Below are 19,845 nucleotides of genomic sequence, written 5' to 3'. Positions count from 1 at the left end.
AATGAGAGCGCTTAAACGTGAAATATTTAGTCTCATTTAGAACCGCATTACGCGTTTCACGTTATCTTTTTCGCGGGCTAGCCGTGACTATCTGGCTAGTAGGCATTTTAGTCTCTCTTTTTACCCTGACACAGGTATTGCACCAAAAAGAGAACCGCCTTCGGGAACAGTTATTTGGTTCATTCTCGTCTATACAATCGCATATCTCGCACCTTGCTGAAGCGACGCGCGGACTCAAATATGTTGCTGAAAACCAACTTAATAGGCCAATTCTCCCAGAGGATGAGCAAGCGTTATCGACGGTAGCAACTCCCGCACCCGCTACCAATACTGCCGAGGTTTTCGCTCTTTCAGCCGGTGCAAACTGCCAGCAGGTATTTTCCCCTTGGCAAAATGTACTGACTACACTCAGTCAATACTTGCATGTACTGAATACTCAGTATGCTTCGACCTATGAACTCAGTAATATTTATCTCGTTGACCAGCAGAGCAGTTGCGCCGGTAACTTTACCTTTAACGAGAGCAGTTTGGGTCAAGCGGGGAGTAAAACCATTTTACGAGATCACCAACTCGTCTTTCAAAGTGCTAACGACGAAGCCTTACGTAATCCACTCTACTGGATAGCGAGTGGGTCCGCGCGGGCCACTGGTAGCACTTTTATGAGTATGCCCATCTATTCTGGAAATCAACGAATTGCGGAGATCGTCGTTGAACAAAATCTGCGGCTTGACGATGGGCTATTGATAGGCAATATTCCGGTGGAGTCTTTCGTTACGGACCGCAATAATCGATTATTGCTCGCCAACAATGATTGGTCATTACAACCCGTTATCGCGTCGTTACCGAGTAGTAAACAGTGGTTCGGGTATGTCGATAACTACCGCTATCTCGCATTGAAAAATAGTCTAAGCCCAGGACCTTTCAACATGGTCTATCTGGTTCCTACCAGCATTATTTTTGATCAGATGCGACTCATGTTACTCAATACTCTGTTATTGAATTTATTTACAGGGTTATTTTTAATCTGTTTGACGTTGATGTTTGAAAAGCGAATGTTTGTACCAGCTTTCAACAATGCACTACGCCTTGAAGAGCATGAACAGTTCAACCGTAAAATTGTAGCCTCTGCCCCGGTAGGCATCTGCATTTTGCGTACTAGCGATGGCAGTAATATATTAAGTAATGAGCTTGCGCATAACTATTTGAACGTCTTAACTCCTGAAGATAGGGTGAGAATCGGCGAGATTATCAGAGGCCAAGAAGTGAACTTCATGGATGTGCTAACCGCCTCGAAAACGAATCTACAATTAAGTTTTGTCCATAGCCGTTATCGTAATGAAGATGTGGCCATTTGTGTACTTATCGATGTGAGTGCACGGGTACTAATGGAAAAGTCGTTACAAGAAATTGCTGATAGTGCAGAGCAGGCGAGCCAATCCAAGTCTATGTTCTTGGCAACCGTGAGTCACGAATTACGCACGCCACTTTACGGCATAATTGGTAATTTAGACTTATTACAAACCCGTGAACTACCGGAAAGTATTAGCAGTTTAGTACGGGGTATGAATAACTCTTCCGGACTCTTACTAAAAATTATTAATGATATTTTAGATTTTTCTAAGATTGAGTCTGAGCAACTTAAAATTACGCCGGTAAGCTTCTCACCAAGTGAAGTGCTCTCTCATGTGCAGATGAATTATCTACCTTTGGTTGTCCGTAAACGATTAACGCTTTGGTGTATGATTGAAGCAGACGTCCCGCAGACGATGTTTGGAGATCCAATTCGCTTACAGCAAGTTATCTCTAATATACTAAGTAACGCCATCAAATTCACTCATACCGGTGGTATTTTACTGCACCTTTGGTGTGAGCAAGGTTATTTACATATCAGGATAAGAGATACCGGTATTGGTATTCGGCAACGTGATGTCCAACAATTGTTTGATCCCTTTTTCCAAGTCGAAGGGAAAGCACAGCGTAGTTTCCAAGGAACAGGTCTGGGCCTTGCGATTTGTGAAAAATTGATCAATATGATGGATGGTGACATTTCCGTACTATCTGAACTGGATATCGGTAGTGAATTTACCTTAAGGCTCCCTATTTGGCAGGCAAGTTTTCAAGAAATTCCGGAACAGTTATGTGGCAGAACGGCAGTAGTATTAGTCGATAATCACTATTTCTCTGCCTATGTCGCTCGTCGGTTACGTTCCTTGGGGCTCGAGGTATTGCATCAACTCCCGGCAGCGGAGCAAAATGCAGATATAGTCATTGCAGATAATCTGAAATCATTGTCCTATCGGCAAAAAAATCAAGAATGGGTAGTATTCTCTGCATTACACAATGATAAACCACTCCGAACTAAGGAGGGGTATTGGCTCACTTCGACCGCAAAAGCTTATGAACTACCAATGCTCTTAACAACCATTTTAGAAAGTATCCCACAACCGGTTCACATTACATCGCAGGGAATATTACCACCGCTCGACGATCAGTCCGGTTATCTGGTGTTGGTCGTCGATGATCACCCCATTAACCGATTATTGCTAAGTGAACAATTGACAACGCTGGGATATCGAACGCGGACTGCCAAGGATGGGCTCGATGCAATTGAGGTGCTTAAAGTCGGCGATATTGATCTCGTCCTTACGGATATCAATATGCCTAATTTGGATGGCTATGGTCTGGCACGTCAATTACGTAATGAAGGAAAGAACTATCCAATTATAGGGTTGACGGCCAACGCTTTAGTAAAAGAGCAACAGCAGTGTAAGGAGGCGGGGATGGACGATTGTCTTTCTAAGCCTATTACTCTTGAAGAGTTGCATCAGGCTCTTGGAAGGTACTTGTCTAAAGCGAATAAAGAGTAGAGGACTAGCTTGCCTCTACTCTCTATAAAATTACTCTTCTATACTGGAATTACTGACGGAAGAGAGGTAGTTGAGTAACGCGATATCATTATCAACCCCTAACTTCATCATTGCTGATTTCTTTTGGCTGCTAATCGTTTTAATACTGCGATTAAGTTTCCGTGCGATCTCGGTAACTAAGAAGCCCTCTGCAAACAGACGCAACACTTCACTTTCTTTTGGTGAAAGACGTTTATCACCGTAACCGCCTGCGCTGATTTTCTCTAAGAGACGGGCGACAGAGTCAGGCGTGTACTTTTTGCCTTTTTGTAAAGCAGCCAGTGCCTTAGGAAGATCGGTTGGAGCTCCCTGCTTAAGAACAATCCCCTCGATATCAAGATCCAGTACAGACCCTAAAATTGCTGGATTATTATTCATCGTTAAGACAATGATCGATAAATCAGGGTAATGGCGCTTGATGTATTTTATCAACGTAATCCCGTCACCATATTTATCGCCAGGCATTGAGAGATCAGTGATCAGAACGTGTGCATCAAGTTTGCCTAAGTTGTTAATAAGGGTCGTTGAGTCTTCAAACTCTCCTACAACATTCACCCACTCAATTTGCTCCAAAGATTTACGGATTCCAAAGAGGACAATAGGGTGGTCGTCGGCGATAATTACGTTCATATTATTCATTTTTTTGGCTACCTTGCTGTAACAGTGAATCGACATAATTTTGTAATTCACTAATACTATTTGTAATGTTCAATTTTTGGTGTTGCTCAATTTCTATTTCAATCTCTTCACAGGTTGTCTTCCCAGGTTGCAGATTAAGCATGGCAAAAACACCTTTGAGTCGATGTGCTGTCAGCGCCAGTGCAGAATAATCCTCTTGCATCAATTCGCTGCGCAGCCTGTCCAAATCTTCTTTGACGGTTTGTTCAAAGATAGTGTAATACTCTGCATTTTCCCACAATGATGTCGATACAGATTCCTCTCCCTGTGATGATACATCCTCTTCAATTTGTTGTTCAATTAATGCCAAAATGGCATCAAGAATCGATTGGCTAACATTGACATTAGCTTGTCGGTGATGAGGATGACTGACCAATGATTCGCTACTGGTTGAAACTAAGACTCCCCAATCACTCAGTTGTTCAACGTCATCGGTAATTGTTAGATCGCATTGTTGACCTGAATAACGATCCTCAGGGAATTCATACTTAGCCCCCCAGCGCAGTAATTGCCGACAAATAATATGACGAATATCATCCGCCACGATACTGACCAGCACGCTCACTTCGTCAAGAATCTTTTCCCCACCTTCTACAACATCGTTTTCTTGCGGTAGAACAAATTGTAGTTGATAGCGCGTGCCCATATGATTTTTAGATTCGATGGTCAGTGTACTATCAAATAAAGCTAAGAGCTTTTTACATAAAAAAAGATCGAGGCTTGTTGAATAGTCTTTAACTTCAGCACTCACTGCGCTAATGAAGGGAAAGTCGAGATTTTCCTGTTCAAGTGCAGTGAGCCCCGGCCCAGTATCAACAATTTCAAGCAAAAGTCGATCAGCATATTCCGTACTTTGCGAAATCTTTAATTTAATTTTGCCCCATACTGTATTTTCAATTGAGTAACGCAGTATTGTTGTAATTATCTGGAAGATGAGCGTTGAATCTCCCAACCTCAACGGTTGAATTAACTCACTGTTATCTACCACTAAAAGTATCGCTTTATTGGTGACGATAGCTTGGTTTTCGGTCACGACATCGTCAAGAATTTGCTGTAGATCGATTCTTTTTTTCTCTATGAAGTACTCACCTGACTCTACTAAATTGAGTGTTTCAATATTTCGGATCAATCCCCTTAATGTACCTAAACCTTTTAGTAGATCAGCTGATAACATTGAGGAGTGAGAGGTTGTCAACGTGGTAAGTGCCTCATCAACTTGCTGCATAGAGTGGCTAAAGCTATTACTAATCTGTTCAAAAAAACGACGGCGTAAGGTATGGTTCTTTTGAAGTACCGCTTGAGCATTTTGTAATTGCTGACTAACCAGCTGTTCTCTGTTTTGCTCGCGGAAAGTAAATATATGGTAGTGACTTATCACTTGACTGGTGTGGTGGCGGACTTGATAGATTTCGTTGTTGACGGTGACCTGTAACAGCTCAAAGGGGTTAGCCGACATATCCACCATTTTTTTGAAGTTTAAATGTGGCACAAGGTGGTCTGACATTTCATTAGAAAGAAGGATTTTTTCTTGATTGGCGTCATAGATCAAATAGCCCATTGGAAAATTACGAACTAATTCTTGAGTAAATTGCTGAAGTTTCTCAACCCAAGGATCGATTTTGTCCGTGACGGGAGCTTTATTTTCACGAACGAAAATTAACGCGCTAGCAATTAAACTAATCAGTGATAGTAATATTATGTAGACGGGAAGCATCTCATCTATCATGGCCTTGAAGACCGTTACCAGAGGTAGACGATAACTCAATGTCAATGGCGCGCCGGCAACCGGACGGCTTAAATCAATACTCAATGATGATAAATTCAGCGAATAGCTCCCTTTATTACCCCTTTTCGAAACCATTTCATCATTATGAATTTGTAGCGCTGATAGGTTTAGTGAATTGTTATTCAGGTCGTCTAAGGGTAAGTCGAAGGCGAGAATGGTTGCTAGGTGTCCTGGCTGATTAAACGTTGTACGTAATGTGATGAATGCACCACTGGAAAATTGATGATTACGACGTAAGGCTGAAAAGCTCTCTTTTTCATCCAGAGTATTGGCCTGCTGTAACATTTCATTGCGGCGTCCAGCAATTGACGAAACAATATTTCGTCCTTCGTAGCGGTTCAGTGTATTGATCAAGTGACCATTAGTAATTACTGATAAGCTATTATCTTCGCCATTTAGGTAATATAACGCCCACGTTAACTTAGCTGAAGCCCAGAGGGTTTCTGTATATTGTGATACTTGCGCAGCAAGATTCTGCGTGGCAAGGTCATGCTCACCGAAGATCAACGTTTCGATTTTAGGAGATGACGTATTGACCGCAACAATCCCCGGCTGAATCGTCGACTGGTTTACTGGGCCAGGGGAGGTGGCCGATGTTCCCTGCGTGGCGGAATCGAAAATTTGCCAAGAGATATAACGATATTTGTCGATACGATTTTGTAATGAATGTGTAAAACTACTCAGTGCTGAACCATGCTGTTCAATGATTACCGAACTGTTACTGTAAACCAAGCTGACAAACGAGATAATCAATAGAGAAAGCAATACAATTAATAGCTTACGAAGGTTTCTCGGTGTCATTTCAGGGATTTTAAACAGCATAGTAATCTCAATTTGGTAATACAAAGAGGTTTGTTGAATTATGCCAGATCTCTTCGTATGTGTAACTGTTCGAGAACTACAAGCGTTGAAGTAAGATAGAAATAGCAGATAAAAAAATACCGAGCTGAAGCTCGGTATTAAGAAGGTAAAACTCATAAATGAGTTAAAAAACAATAATGAATATAAATGATGATAGCGTCACAATAATAATACTTAGAAAGCTAATCGTTTGAACATTCAGTGCGAAAGCGGAATGATAGAAAGAAATCACCAATGAAATTGTCAATTATTCTTATTTATTGTCTTCGGATTTAGGTATTCAAAAAAAATATACTACTAAATTTACATTTAGACATAAACACGAAACACATTGAAATATTTTCTGTGCTTTAGTAACTTCTGCATTGAGAATTTTCCGGTTCAATATTTTATTATAGTCATCAATGCGCCTTTTGCATAATTAGATGATTTTTTTTCAGGATTAATGGTTTTCGAGGAAAATATAGATGAAAATCCGCGCTCTTTCTTTGCTCGTACCAGCACTTATTATGGCAGGTTCCGCAAGTGCTGCAGAAATCTACAATAAGAATGGTAATAAATTAGATTTGTTCGGTAAGGTCGACGGCTTACATTATTTTTCTAAAGATGATGGTAATGACGGTGATCAATCTTATATGCGTTTTGGTTTCCAAGGAGAAACGCAAGTTACCGATCAACTGACAGGTTATGGTCAGTGGGAATACCAAGTTGCCTTAAATAATGCTGAGTCTGAAGGGACCTCAAACAACTACACTCGTATTGGTTATGCAGGTTTACGTTTTGGTGACGCAGGTTCAATCGACTACGGTCGTAGCTATGGCGTGATGTATGATATCGCTGGCTGGACCGATGTGTTACCTGAGTTTGGTGGTGATACCTACGGCGCGGACAACTTTTTATTCCAACGTAGTAATGGGTTAGCCACTTACCGTAACAATAATTTCTTTGGTTTAGTAGACGGACTAAACTTTGCGCTCCAATACCAAGGTAAAAATGGTAATGCAACTGAGTCACCTAACGGACGCGATGTCCTCGGCCAAAATGGCGATGGATGGGGACTTAGCTCTACTTATGACTTAGGTAATGGGCTGTCACTGGGTGGTGCACTCTTCTCTTCCGATCGGACTAACGACCAGAATGGTCGTGGTACTTATAGCAGCATCCAAGGAAGTGGTGATAAAGCGACAGCTTATTCCGGTGGCTTGAAATACGATGCTAACGGGGTTTACCTTGCTGCAATGTATACCCGTTCATATAATGCGACGAAATTTGGTAGCAGTGACTCTAAAGCTTACGGTTATGCTAACAAGGCGGATAACTGGGAATTAGTGGCTCAGTACCAATTCGACTTTGGTCTACGTCCATCTTTAGCTTACGTGAATTCACGCGGATCTGATCTGGGCCAATATGGTTCGCAGAATCTTAAAAAATATGTGGATGTCGGCGCGACTTATTACTTCAACAAAAATATGTCCACTTATGTTGATTATCAAATCAACTTAATGAAGAACAACGACTTCACAGAAGCTTCAGGCATTACAACCGACGATACTGTCGCGTTAGGACTTGTTTATCAGTTCTAATCTTGCCTCAAGCTATAAAAAAAGGATGCTTAAGCATCCTTTTTTTTCACGGTATTTTAATTTTGGGTGGGGGATTGTGAATCGATTTTTGCTTCGGAGGCAGATTCTCGTAAACAGTAATGTCCTTCCATAAACATCCCATTAGCACTGAATCCGCCCGCAATAAGCCATTGATCGTAAAGTGCACGACATTGGGTAAATAATTGCTGAAATTTTTGCATAAGCTATCTCCGCATCCAGGGGTGATTACACATCTCATCATCAAATCTGCAAAGACAGTGCCAACCTTAGCATTGCTCGACACGCACACTTACGCATTATTCGTAAAATAGAAGCCCAATTTCGGTGCAGGTTCAGGATGAGTTGCGCTAAGATCGCTCAATGACTAGAGAGTTGCTATGCAATTATTCACTTTTCGCTATTCGCTATTATTACTTCTTTGCGCTGTGTTAGTCGGCTGCGAGGGAGCACCTCCGTCGGACCAGGTCTTTCAAGGTAAAACGATGGGGACGGTATGGCGTGTCACCGCAAGTGGTTTAACCCCAGAGCAAGCAAAGCAGTTACCTCGTTTAATCCAACAGCGTCTTGATGCAGATGACCAAGAATTATCGACGTGGAAAAAGGATTCTTGGCTCACGCGCTTTAACCACAATCCCAGTTTAGAACCTCAGCCCATCAGTGATAACGTTGCGACGATTATTAGCAGTGCACTCTATGTTGGCAGGATGACAGAGGGAGCAATGGATATTACGGTTGGCCCGCTCGTTAACCTTTGGGGCTTTGGCCCCCGTGCTATACCGACCCATACACCTTCAGTTTCTCAAATTTCCGCGGCAAGAAATAAAGTGGGTTTACAACATTTAACGCTCAGCGATACGGTTAGTGGTAGTACATTACGTAAAGATATCCCCGACCTTTATGTGGACCTATCGACGGTAGGAGAAGGATTCGCCGCGGATCACTTAGCCAGACTCATGGAGGAGCAAGGCGTACGTAATTATTTGGTGTCGGTGGGGGGCGCGCTTATTTCTCGTGGCCAGCATCAGCAGGGGCAGCCATGGCGAGTAGCCGTGCAGAAGCCAACCGATAAATTTAACCAAGCTCAGGTGATAGTTGATTTACAGGGACATGGTATAAGCACTTCTGGAGACTACCGTAATTACTACGAATTAGAGGGTAAGCGGATTTCGCATATTATTGATCCCAGCACTGGACAACCTATTGAGCACCATTTGGTCTCGGCGACAGTCATTGCGACAACCGCATTAGAGGCGGATGCATGGGATACCGGACTAATGGTACTGGGAACCGAAAAAGCGAAAGCCTTAGCGAATAAACTACATCTTGCGGTATATCTTATTACCAAACAGGGCGATAACTTTGTCGGGTGGGCATCTCCTACATTTAAAACGTTTTTAGTCAATGAACCTGAGAAGTAACAGGAGCAAGAATGTTCGATTTTTTCGAAAACGAAGCACCTTGGCAAGAGCCACTCGCCTCTGGGGCAGTGATCTTGAGACGATTTGTGCAAGGGGAGGATCACCATCTTCTACAAGAGATAGGGCGTATCGCCGCGCACAGTCCCTTTGTGCATCGTATCACCCCTGGTGGTTTCAAAATGTCGGTTGCGATGACTGGCTGTGGTGCAGCCCAGTGGATCTCAGGCCGTGAAGGCTATTTGGCAAATACTGAGCACTTACCACTCAGTGATAGACTCCAGGTTTTTGCCAGAAGTGCGGCGACTGCAGCTGGCTATCGGGACTTCATTCCCGATAGCTGTCTCATTAATCGCTATGCCGTAGACAGTAAGATGACTTTACACCAAGATAAAAATGAACGTGACCTTAATCACCCCATTGTTTCAGTGTCCCTGGGGTTACCGGCGGTATTTCTTTTCGGCGGTCTACAGCGTAGTGATAAGACTCACAAAGTACTTTTAGAGCACGGCGATGTTGTAGTGTGGGGCAAGGAATCTCGTCTTTGTTTTCACGGGATCTCTCCCCTAAAAGCAGGCGTTCATCCACTCACCGGTCCGTATCGTTTTAACATTACCTTTCGTAAAGCATTATAATGGCGCTAAGGCTACCCAACTCATCACTTCCGTATCGTTGAACCAATAATGAATGTTCCATTCAGGCTCCAAATTTGGTTTAGGTTGTGCGACGGCAGATAACCGTGCCGTCATTAGTCCAAGAGTCGGCTCGATTGCAGTAATAGTGACCTGTTCGAATCCAAATAGCGTTTGGACTTCAGGGTAGACCGCTTTATAAACCGTTTCTTTTATTGAGAAAACTAGCGTGGTTGCCTGAGATAATGATAGCCCTGATGTGGTGAGTAAGGTTAGCTCTTCCAAGGTCATTATCATGGTTCTAAGTTCTGCTGCTTTTTGATCACTTAATATACGCTCAATGTCATTGCCAACCCATTTTGGTCTTTTATCAATAACGGCAAATACTTTATGATCATGATGCGAAAGTGAACCGATAATACCCGTCGGCCATATGGGTGAACGGTCAGGCCTATTTAAAAGTTGAAAATTATGGATGCCGACAGTTTCAAACAGCTTCGACACAAGCCAACGGCTAGCCACATACTCTGCTTGACGTTTTGTTACGGCGTGTCGTAATGCCTCAGGGAGTACAACGCCCAATTGGTCAGCCAGCTGCGGCGTGTAGGCGCGAGGATCAAACTGGCAGCAGGCTACGTGGAGCGTATCGATACTCATTTCGGCCTGGGAAATAAAAGGTTCGCAGGGCGCTAATTCTCCGCTTTGGAAAGTCGGGGGGAGGAGTTGAGGCATATTTCCTATCATCATGAGAGATCTCGTTTTAAGGATACCGATAAAATACGCTTACGGCGAGTGAAAGTGCTCAATGTACTATTGCGGAATAATCTGAAGGCGAACTGAAAAATTTTTGCCAAGCTTAAGAGATACCCAAAATCAACGATAGAGGAGTTATCGTAATGAGCGAAGTAGAAAAAACACAACTGGATTATTTTCGTGATGTCACCTCGCAATTAAAAGAGATGCGACACTATGCGCAAAATAACACAGAGACGCTTTCAGCACAGTGGTTAGCTTTTGATGCGGGTGAGTATAAGCACAAAGAATTTGCGGATCAGATTAATACATTGCTTAACGAGCAAGGTAAATTGCTCGACAACATTGATGCGACTATTCAAAACATTGAGATTGAAATCAACCATCAAGAACAAGAAAGCTAACGACCTCGAGAGCAGCTACGGCTGCTCCAATTCTTCCCTATCTTCGTATCGTTTATTCTTCGTTAAGATTCCGTAAGCAAACTCCATTCCTGTTGAGAATACGTTGAGAATAATCTTATTACTCTGTGCCAATACTGCGCGACCATGCGCCAATCTGCACAGAATTAGGATATTTCTATGGGACCTTATAGAACTTGGCGGGAAAATAATCCAAAGTGGAATGATGCGTTAAGAAAATTTAACTTTTATAAACGTGCTTGCCGGACCCTCCTGAGTCACCCATGGCTTTATTTTCGCTATTTTCGCGTGTGCCAAGGTTCACTGATTGCTCAGCAAGTTTCACAACGTACGGATGTCGTGAGCCTTTATGCACGACCATTTCATAAGTATTTAAATAAACGTTGGACTATCAAACAAAAGCTGGCTGCCATGTCCACCACACTGCAACGGCTGGAAAAGAGTATTGACCCACGATTTATTCCAGCATTATTTGGTGTTAACTCAACGGGATTGACAGTTGCTACCTTAGACTTGAAAAATGATGAACAGGCTACCCTTAAACTCATGCATTCTCGGTTTGTACGAGAAGGGGAGATGGGATTATACCTGTTTGCGCCTGATAGTGATTCGCCACTGTACAGCTTAACCTATTCCTTCGATTCTACAGGTAAAATTCTTTATCTATGTGGGCTACAAGGCCCGAAGCCGGGTGAAGGGCAAGATCAGGTTAGAGCGATAACTAAAGGGATGTTTGGTTTACGTCCCAAGAACTTGTTGTTGTCGGCAGCTTATGCATTGGCCGATAGCTATAAAGTTGAGAAAATCTGTGGAATAGCTGACAGTCATCACATCAAATCTCATCACCTCAAGTCGAGTTATGATAGCTTTTGGGCCGAAGTCACCACAGAGGTTGCTAAAGAGGGTTGGTATCAATTACCTCGCCATGAAGCAAAGCGTGATGTTGAGCAAGTAGAAAGTAAACACCGTTCAGCATTTCGTAAAAGAGAAGCTTTACGTCAACATATGGTGGAGGAAGTCGTCTATCAACTCCAGCGTCTGGCTGACCATTCTCAACCTCAAGAAGTTCCTTACACACGACAAGTACCCAAGGCCGAGTTGCAGGACAGTTTAATAGGGTAATAGTAAGCAAAATACTCAAGCCACCTCGTGTGGCTTTTTTATTGCTTAGCGTAAGCCCAGACGATTATCCAATTTTTACCTTATGAACCTGCTCTTGATGCTTTTCTTCAAGCTTATTCCTAATTGGGGGGCTTAAGTGATTGGCCATAGAGGGCCTTTAGCTGATAGTCATATACTGATAAAGAGAACATTCTAATACGCTGAGTGTCTTCACGAGGTCAGTGCCTATCAATTCGCCGAGTATTACCCAAGGCGCAATAAGCTACAGCCACAAAAAAAGCAGCCACAAGTGGCTGCTTTTCTTTGGGATTTTTGGTCGGCACGAGAGGATTTGAACCTCCGACCCCTGACACCCCATGACAGTGCGCTACCAGGCTGCGCTACGTGCCGACGACTACAAAGAATAGTATCTTAGTTTCACGAAAAATCAATATGTCACTGATCTAACTGGTTTATTAATAATCAATTTGCAATGAAACGCTTCTCTTCGGTTAAGACCTGCAGAAGTAATCCTAACTCCGGCGTTTCATCATGTAATCTACGACCTTTCACATCATAGCTGCTGTAGTGGCCGTTAGTGTTTAGTACGATGGAACGTGTCGGCGTTGTAATAATAAGATGATTATCTTCACTGCTAGTGACCCAGTTATTTCTGCCTTGGTCAGTGAAAAGATCTCGACCCTGAGTGTAGTCGTAACTTGGTGTCGTGACCTTTAACAAACGTTGCATAATCGTCGCCATGATATCTTGATGGTCAGTAAGATAATTAATCGACTGAGCAGGGGTATTTGGCCAGTGGATTACCAGAGGGACGTGCAGTGCATTGCGACGACTCTCAGAATCAGTATCAGAGTTAAGCGATACACCATGCGTACCGGTCACTACAACAATGGTATTTTTTAATGCTTGTGAGTGGTTGAGCTCATCAATAATCGCGGCGAGTTGCTCGTCAGTGGTGGCAGAGCCTTGCTGATAAAGTTGGCTTCGTTGGCGCTCATTTCCACTACTTGTGACAGCACCTTGTAGAGCTATCCATGAGAACCACGGTTGTGTCGAGTTTAGTTGTTGGCTATACCAATTATGCCATTGTTCGACCGTTTGACTATCAGTTTGGCGATGTTGAACCGGAATCGTATAGTCAGTTAAAAGCGCTTGGCGATAGAACGGTTGTTTAAATCCATCGGTTGAAAATAAACCGAATTGATAGTGGCGATTGGCAAGCGTAGTCAGTAAGCTTGAAGGAGTTCTCGACGCGAGGACCCCCTCTAAATAGGTAGATGAAATTCCATAAAACAGCCCAAATAACCCATTCTCGCTACTAGGCCCAGAGCTAAAGTGTTGGGTAAAGTTTACATTCTGCTGCGCGAAATGTGTCAGCGTAGGGTAAGCTTTATCCACAGCTGTACTACTCAGATTATCGATCGTGATAACGAGAAGATTGTAGCCGGGTGCTTGTGGCGCAACGGTAATATCACTGAGAGGATACGCCAACGATAGGGCATCTGGTTCCCCCTGTTGAATCAAACGACGCTGGTAATCTACCGAATCGAGCAAGCCGTGCTTTTCCAAGAAACGACGGGCAGTCATAGGATAAGAAAGTGGAAGATTACTTTTCTGCATGGTGATAGGGCGATAAAAGTTTGCATCGGCCCAAATATACATTATGTGGCTAGCAAAAAAGGTTGTGATAAATAAGATCACAAAAGGGCGTGCATAATGGCGCCGGTTGAGGCTGCGCAGTTTTTGCCAGCTCCAGGTTGCAAACAATAATTCGGCCAAGAAAATTATCGGCGCGGCAATAAACATTAATTGCCAATCTCGGGTTAGTTCACTCTGTTCTGGGTTGACTACCAATTGCCAAACAATAGGGTTTAAATGCAGATGGAAACGTTGGAAGACGGCACCATCGACCAACAGCAGAGTCAGTCCACACGTGGCAATAATCGAGCCAATAACGCGCAAAAGCCTTTGCGATCGAATAAAGAACGTAATGGGGAAAAGTACCAGTAGGTACAGCGCGAAAACGATAAAACTGAAATGGCCTAACCAACTACAGTAGGCATAAATACGACCAGCGAGTGACGCTGGCCAATCGTTGATTAATAAATAACGACTGCCAAGCACCAAGGCCAACAAAATATTAAATAGAGCAAACCAGTGACCCCAGCTAATCATGCTGGAGACTTTTTCTCGATACTGTGGTTGGTGATTGGCCATAAACGTCGTTTTAGTAGTTAGTGAGCCGAATCTTCGCTGACTGAGGCTTCAAGAGCCGCAGCGAAGGAGCGAGCCAACGCATGGCGCTGAGCAGGTGAAACACTGGAATTAATTAAATTCGTCACCATATTACCGAGCACCATTAAGGAAAGATCGGTCGGTGCCTTGTCCATTTCTAGGACCTTGGAAAGCTCGTCGAGAAGTTTCTCAACGCGTGAATCACTGTAACGAGATAACTGTGGCATAGTATCAACTAATATCATTGTAAAAAGTAGCTATTCTACTGTAAAACAGGGTTTATATCTGCAATTTTTCATCAAGATTTGCTCAGCAATTGTTGAAAACTGAGTCTATAAATCCGTTCATAATCTACTCATGCTCGAAATTACCTTCTTAAGCTTAGCAAATCTCATTGTCAGGTCGAGACCTGCATGATTCAATAGCACATCATTCGTTTAGGGAGTTATCTATGAGTCTGGATATTGACCAGATTGTGGTTCATCAGCTAATTAAGCGTGATGAGGATGAATTATCACTGATTTTACGTGATTCATTACTGTCTCCAACACACGAAGTTGAAGTGATGTTGGAAGAGTTACACCGTGTTTACAGCGCGAAGAATAAAGCTTATGGCTTGTTTAATGAAGAAAGCGAGTTACGCGATACGTTACAAGAGTGTCGCAGCGGGCAACAAGACTTCCTTTCATTTACCCGTGCCGCAACCGGCCGCCTGCGGGATGAATTAGCGAAATATCCTTTTGCCGAAGGAGGTATAGTCCTCTTTGCTCAATATCGTTATCTTGCGGTCGAATATTTACTTATTTCGGTATTAAACAGTCAATCAAGCATGCGGGTTAATGAAGCGTTAGAGATTAGTACTACGCATTATCTCGATATCAATCATGCTGATATTGTGGCTCGAATAGATCTAACCGAGTGGGAAACTCAGCCCGACTCTACGCGGTATTTGACCTTTTTACGTGGTCGAGTAGGGCGTAAGGTGGCCGACTTTTTCATGGATTTTTTAGGGGCTAGTCAAGGCTTAGACGCTAAGGCACAAAATAGAACGTTGCTGCAAGCCGTTGACGATTATTGCGAAGAAGTGAGTTTAGATAAACAGTCTCGGCAGGAATATCGTCAGCAGGTACATCAGTATTGCAGTGACCAGTTAAAGGCTGGCGACGAAATCACTATTACCGAGCTATCTCATCAGTTGCCCGAAGTGAACGAACAAAGTTTTGAAGGTTTTACCGCGCAACAAGGCTACGAGTTTGAAGAGAGTTTTCCTGCCGATCGTTCAACCTTACGTCAATTGACGAAGTTTGCGGGTAGCGGTGGTGGGCTGACGATCAATTTTGATGCGTTGCTGCTAAACGAGCGTATTTTCTGGGATCCCACGACAGATACGTTAACAATTAAAGGAACTCCCCCTAATCTGCGCGACCAGTTACAGCGTCGGTTAAAAGAGCAATAAAAAAAACGCCGCGAAAGCGGCGTTTTTTTTTCTCGGCTTCCGCGATTACGCGCGAACGAAGTCGATGTGGTGCAGTTTTGGCTTGAACGGGTGACGTTGAACAGCCTGAACTTTAACTTTAGTTTCTTTACCGTCGATAACCAGAGTCAGAACGTCAGTGTAGAATTCTGGCTTAGTTTGCAGGTTGTTAACGAAATCGTGATCTAAAACTACAGATGTTGCAGCTTCATTTCCGCCATAAACGATGGCTGGGAATTTATTAGCTAAACGCAGACGGCGGCTCGCACCCTTACCCTGCTCTGTACGGACTTGTGCTTCGATAGTGAACATAATTTTTCTCTTAGAGTAATTCCGCTACAGGCGACCCAGCAACGGAAGGATTATTCAATGACGCTTTATTTGAGATAAAGCGCGCGGCATTATAGCGGGTAAAGGGGGGCAGGGCAAATAATTAGCTGGCTGAATCGGCACGCCTAAAACGCCCTTGGTAATCGAAGACTTTGTGACGAATTTTCCAAAAGGCTTTTTGACGATGTGCCACGACAAAATCGGGGTGCCGTAAAAGCGCTTGTTGGGCAATGATATCGCTTGCTGACTGCCAAGAGAAAGGGATACCTGGCGCACGGCTGTGCAAACGAAGGAACTGTTGTTCAAAAAGATGACGCTGGGCAGGGGAGTGCAGTCGGAAGGTTTCAGGTACGTCAGCACCATCCTCATCGATATAGGTAATTCGTAACCATTCACCTTTCGCATCCTGTCCTGTTTGCAGTAGCATGCCTGAGCAACGTAGCACCGTGGCGTCACGTAGTTTAAGCGCTGCTTTTAACATGTCATCAGGATCGACCAGAACGGTGTCACACTGTTGACAGACTTTCGCTGCAATATCGTTTTCCGCATTACAGTGAGGACAGGATTTAAAGCGAAAGCGGAAATCACACTGTTGAAGCTGGGTGCCGATTTCGATGATCCCTTGGCAACGACGGCCAAAGTGCTCGATAACGGTGCCATCGTCGAGGGCTTTTCCCCAAAAGATATTCGCAAACTGACACTGTGGGCAAAAAACTTGTACTGGTTGATTTTCACTCTCACCCTTAGGGCTACCAATTTCTGGCAGATAAAGGTCATAGTCATTCCCTGCATAATCGAGGATGGCACAGGTGGTTTTACCTGGATAAAGACGTAGCCCTCGACCAATAATCTGTTGATAAAGGCTGACCGATTCCGTCGGTCTAAGAATAGCGATTAAATCAACATGAGGCGCATCAAATCCAGTGGTTAATACCGCAACATTTACTAAGTAGGTGATTTTTTGCGATGTAAAACGCTGTAAAATATCGTCTCGTTCGCCACTGGGGGTCATCCCGGAAACTAATGCACTCTCAGCAGGCAGGTAACTGAGGATCTCTTCTGCATGGCGTACTGTCGCAGCGAAAATCATGACGCCACGACAGCCGGCAGCATGTTGAATAATTTCGGCAACAATGGATGGCGTGACACGTTTTTGCTGAGATAAACTCAAGTTCAAAGCTTTTTCGGGAAAGAGCCCCTGTTGATTAGCGACCAGTGATGAAAAGTCATAACGTAAAATTGGCATATCCAACCGTTTAGGCTCAACAAGATAGCCATGCTTAATCATATAGCGCAGTGGCAGTTCATAAATGCACTGATAAAATAAGGCATCCTCAGTTCCCCGTACCATTCCGTGATAATGAAAATGGTATATCCATCCTTTTCCTAGACGAAAGGGAGTCGCGGTCAACCCCAACAGCCGCAGATGCTGATTGCGTTGAGTCAGATAATCCAATATTTGTTGGTACTGGCTTTGATCGCTATCACCAATCCGGTGACACTCATCGACAATGACTAAGGAAAATTCGGCATCAAATTGCTCAAGATGGCGAGCGACTGATTGTACGCTACCAAAAACAACTTTACTGCCACTCTTTTTTTGCGCTAATCCTGCAGAGAAAATATCGGCATTCAAGCCTAATGCCTGGTATTTCGCATGGTTTTGCCTGACTAACTCTTTAACGTGAGCGAGTACGAGGACTCGCCCTCGCGCGATGCGGGCGAGTTCGGCGATCACTAAGCTTTTCCCGGCACCGGTAGGTAAAACGATAACTGCTGGGCGGTGCTCTTTGCGGAAATACTGTACCGCAGCGTCAACGGCTTCTTGTTGATAGGGGCGTAGAGTAAAACTCATCGGTCATGAACTCGATTAACGGCAGGGTTACACACTGACAGTCGGTGTCGCTTCAAGGTATACTAACATAATTCTCTTTATAAACTCCCCAATAGGCTTACAGATCCATGCGACTCGATAAATTTATTTCTCAACAACTCGAAATTAGCCGTGCCATTGCAGGTCGTGAGATTCGAGCACGTAATGTCACAGTCGATGGAGAGGTGGTACGTGAAGCGGCTTTTAAAGTATTACCTGAGCATGAAGTGGCCTATGATGGCAATGTGCTTCATCAACAGCATGGTCCGCGTTATTATATGCTGAACAAGCCAGTAGGCTATGTTTGTGCTACGGAAGATGAACAGCATCCCACCATTCTCTATTTTATAGAAGAACCTATGGCATGGAAGTTACATGCAGCCGGACGACTCGATATTGACACGACAGGCTTGGTACTATTAACAGATGACGGCCAATGGTCACATCGCATTACGTCACCGCGCCACCATTGTGAAAAAACGTACCTGGTGACTTTGGCTGAAGTACTCGACCCAGCACTTATCACGCACTTTGCCGAAGGTATTATGTTACAAGGTGAGGCCGCCCCAACTAAGCCAGCAACGCTAGAGATTGTGGACTCTCATCAGGCCAGGGTTACGTTAAGCGAAGGTCGTTATCATCAAGTCAAAAGAATGTTTGCCGCATGTGGTAACCACGTGACGGATTTACATCGTGAACGAATTGGCGAAATTTTACTTGATGAAGATTTAGCTGCGGGGGAGTATCGCGAGTTAACGCAAGAAGAAATATTGAGTATTAACTTACCGCCGGAGTTGCAGCAGCCACTGAGCTAACTAATAAAAATAAAAAAACGCTGCGAAGGACAGCGTTTTTTTTGACGAACGTTTATCAGACCTTATGAAAATTAACTGTGCGAGTTACTCAGGACTCGACGTGCTTCGCGATAGCGAGCTTTCCAATAATTGTCATTAAGGTTTGAAATCATGACTCCACTGCTTGTTGAAGCATGAACAAAATCGTTATTACCTAGATAAATACCTACGTGGCGTCCGGTAGATCCCGATCGAAATAGTACTAAATCACCGGGGCGCAGCTTACTTTTATTAATAAAACGTCCGGTATCTTGCTGATCTGCGGTAGAACGAGGAAGCGATAAGCCAAACTGTTCACGGAAAGTACGCTGTACGAAGGCTGAACAATCGATACCACGGCGTGATTCACCGCCCATTCGATAACGAACACCTTTCCAACTCGCATATTGATTCATAATTTTCGATTTAATATCGACATTATGAACCAGTTCTTCAAATTGATCCTGAGAAGCTTGAAGTAAAAAACCATTCCGGTTGTTAACGTCATGTTTCTCTAAATTCGCTGTGGTAGTTGGGTGGCTACTACATGCACTTAGCAGTGTTGCTAAGGCAATTGCTGGAACAGCCCGCCACAAGTATCTCACAAGTGGTTGAGATTTGACCATATTAAGCAGTTTCCTTCGATGTCCTTACGACAAATACGTCGTTCGCCAATGAACAGATTAAGAGATTATCAGAGATTATCAAGAAGACAATTTATGAATTATATCTAGATGTAAATATCTTTGACACTCTTCTAAGCTGAGGCCCCAGATAACAAGGGCTAAGCGTTATTTGAGATTACCGTAGAAAATGTAAACTGGCGAGAGTTTTTAAGATTTTTTTTGATCTTAATAGGAAAAATGTCTGATAAGGCTATTTTAAAGGGAATTCTTGAGAAATAACCGGGAGATAATCCCC

Annotated in this window: 17 protein-coding genes and 1 tRNA gene; 8 read left to right on the top strand and 10 right to left on the bottom strand. The window is 43.5% G+C overall.

Annotated features, from left to right (window positions below):
• Nucleotides 1–17: 17 nt before the first annotated feature.
• Complete coding sequence (gene rcsC / locus QJR74_RS09225) at nucleotides 18–2,867, top strand: two-component system sensor histidine kinase RcsC (protein WP_304371560.1); 2,850 nt, start codon at nucleotides 18–20, stop codon at nucleotides 2,865–2,867.
• Between the two features lie 30 nt (nucleotides 2,868–2,897).
• On the opposite strand, the gene rcsB is transcribed toward rcsC, so the two are convergent.
• Together rcsB and rcsD are read right to left on the bottom strand one after the other, a co-directional pair.
• Entirely contained in the window at nucleotides 2,898–3,545 is a 648-nt protein-coding gene (rcsB, locus tag QJR74_RS09220) for a response regulator transcription factor RcsB (protein WP_304371559.1), read from the bottom strand.
• Nucleotides 3,538–6,192: a phosphotransferase RcsD gene (rcsD, locus tag QJR74_RS09215; RefSeq protein ID WP_304371558.1), complete on the bottom strand. Its 2,655-nt coding sequence runs from the start codon at nucleotides 6,190–6,192 to the stop codon at nucleotides 3,538–3,540. The genes rcsB and rcsD overlap by 8 nt, the downstream gene beginning before the upstream one ends.
• A gap of 506 nt (nucleotides 6,193–6,698) precedes the next feature.
• Between rcsD and ompC the strand changes: the two genes are divergently transcribed.
• Nucleotides 6,699–7,814: a porin OmpC gene (ompC, locus tag QJR74_RS09210; RefSeq protein ID WP_304371557.1), complete on the top strand. Its 1,116-nt coding sequence runs from the start codon at nucleotides 6,699–6,701 to the stop codon at nucleotides 7,812–7,814.
• A gap of 56 nt (nucleotides 7,815–7,870) precedes the next feature.
• Here ompC and QJR74_RS09205 read toward each other — a convergent pair whose 3' ends face one another.
• Entirely contained in the window at nucleotides 7,871–8,035 is a 165-nt protein-coding gene (locus QJR74_RS09205) for a hypothetical protein (RefSeq protein WP_304371556.1), read from the bottom strand.
• A 177-nt stretch (nucleotides 8,036–8,212) separates the two neighbouring features.
• On the opposite strand from QJR74_RS09205, the gene apbE reads away from it, so the two are divergent.
• On the top strand, nucleotides 8,213–9,253 hold the full coding sequence (gene apbE, locus QJR74_RS09200) for an FAD:protein FMN transferase ApbE (RefSeq protein WP_304371555.1): 1,041 nt from the start codon (nucleotides 8,213–8,215) through the stop codon (nucleotides 9,251–9,253).
• 11 nt (nucleotides 9,254–9,264) lie between these two features.
• The gene (gene alkB / locus QJR74_RS09195; protein WP_304371554.1) at nucleotides 9,265–9,885 is read left to right on the top strand and encodes a DNA oxidative demethylase AlkB; all 621 of its coding nucleotides are present in this window, start codon (nucleotides 9,265–9,267) and stop codon (nucleotides 9,883–9,885) included.
• Here the strand turns inward: alkB and QJR74_RS09190 are convergent.
• Nucleotides 9,880–10,629, bottom strand: coding sequence for a 4'-phosphopantetheinyl transferase family protein (locus QJR74_RS09190; RefSeq protein WP_304371553.1), 750 nt, complete (start codon nucleotides 10,627–10,629; stop codon nucleotides 9,880–9,882). The genes alkB and QJR74_RS09190 overlap by 6 nt on opposite strands.
• A 149-nt stretch (nucleotides 10,630–10,778) precedes the next feature.
• Between QJR74_RS09190 and QJR74_RS09185 the strand changes: the two genes are divergently transcribed.
• Nucleotides 10,779–11,039 carry a hypothetical protein gene (locus tag QJR74_RS09185; protein ID WP_048912288.1) on the top strand — a complete coding sequence of 87 codons (261 nt, stop codon included), beginning with the start codon at nucleotides 10,779–10,781 and terminating at the stop codon, nucleotides 11,037–11,039.
• 177 nt (nucleotides 11,040–11,216) lie between these two features.
• Nucleotides 11,217–12,179, top strand: coding sequence for a DUF535 family protein (locus QJR74_RS09180; protein WP_304371552.1), 963 nt, complete (start codon nucleotides 11,217–11,219; stop codon nucleotides 12,177–12,179).
• 313 nt (nucleotides 12,180–12,492) lie between these two features.
• On the opposite strand, the gene QJR74_RS09175 is transcribed toward QJR74_RS09180, so the two are convergent.
• From QJR74_RS09175 to QJR74_RS09165, 3 genes are all read right to left on the bottom strand, one after another.
• A tRNA-Pro gene (locus QJR74_RS09175) sits at nucleotides 12,493–12,569 on the bottom strand.
• A gap of 72 nt (nucleotides 12,570–12,641) precedes the next feature.
• A complete protein-coding gene (gene yejM / locus QJR74_RS09170; protein WP_304371551.1) occupies nucleotides 12,642–14,396 on the bottom strand; it encodes an LPS biosynthesis-modulating metalloenzyme YejM in 1,755 nt (584 codons plus the stop codon).
• 17 nt (nucleotides 14,397–14,413) lie between these two features.
• Complete coding sequence (locus tag QJR74_RS09165) at nucleotides 14,414–14,641, bottom strand: YejL family protein (protein ID WP_048912285.1); 228 nt, start codon at nucleotides 14,639–14,641, stop codon at nucleotides 14,414–14,416.
• Between the two features lie 224 nt (nucleotides 14,642–14,865).
• Between QJR74_RS09165 and yejK the strand changes: the two genes are divergently transcribed.
• On the top strand, nucleotides 14,866–15,870 hold the full coding sequence (yejK, locus tag QJR74_RS09160; protein WP_304371550.1) for a nucleoid-associated protein YejK: 1,005 nt from the start codon (nucleotides 14,866–14,868) through the stop codon (nucleotides 15,868–15,870).
• A gap of 45 nt (nucleotides 15,871–15,915) precedes the next feature.
• On the opposite strand, the gene rplY is transcribed toward yejK, so the two are convergent.
• Together rplY and QJR74_RS09150 are read right to left on the bottom strand one after the other, a co-directional pair.
• Entirely contained in the window at nucleotides 15,916–16,200 is a 285-nt protein-coding gene (gene rplY, locus QJR74_RS09155) for a 50S ribosomal protein L25 (RefSeq protein WP_048912283.1), read from the bottom strand.
• Between the two features lie 121 nt (nucleotides 16,201–16,321).
• The gene (locus QJR74_RS09150; protein WP_304371549.1) at nucleotides 16,322–18,073 is read right to left on the bottom strand and encodes a DEAD/DEAH box helicase; all 1,752 of its coding nucleotides are present in this window, start codon (nucleotides 18,071–18,073) and stop codon (nucleotides 16,322–16,324) included.
• 107 nt (nucleotides 18,074–18,180) lie between these two features.
• On the opposite strand from QJR74_RS09150, the gene rsuA reads away from it, so the two are divergent.
• Nucleotides 18,181–18,906 (top strand): 16S rRNA pseudouridine(516) synthase RsuA, encoded by a 726-nt coding sequence (gene rsuA / locus QJR74_RS09145; protein WP_304371548.1) that lies wholly within the window; start codon nucleotides 18,181–18,183, stop codon nucleotides 18,904–18,906.
• A 71-nt stretch (nucleotides 18,907–18,977) separates the two neighbouring features.
• On the opposite strand, the gene mepS is transcribed toward rsuA, so the two are convergent.
• On the bottom strand, nucleotides 18,978–19,550 hold the full coding sequence (gene mepS / locus QJR74_RS09140) for a bifunctional murein DD-endopeptidase/murein LD-carboxypeptidase (protein WP_241646665.1): 573 nt from the start codon (nucleotides 19,548–19,550) through the stop codon (nucleotides 18,978–18,980).
• Nucleotides 19,551–19,845: the final 295 nt, after the last annotated feature.

The sequence above is a fragment of the Tatumella ptyseos genome, from assembly GCF_030552895.1.
Lineage (GTDB): Bacteria > Pseudomonadota > Gammaproteobacteria > Enterobacterales > Enterobacteriaceae > Rosenbergiella > Rosenbergiella ptyseos_A.
Note: the sequence above shows the minus strand (reverse complement) of the source record. Positions and strands in the feature narration are given on the sequence as shown.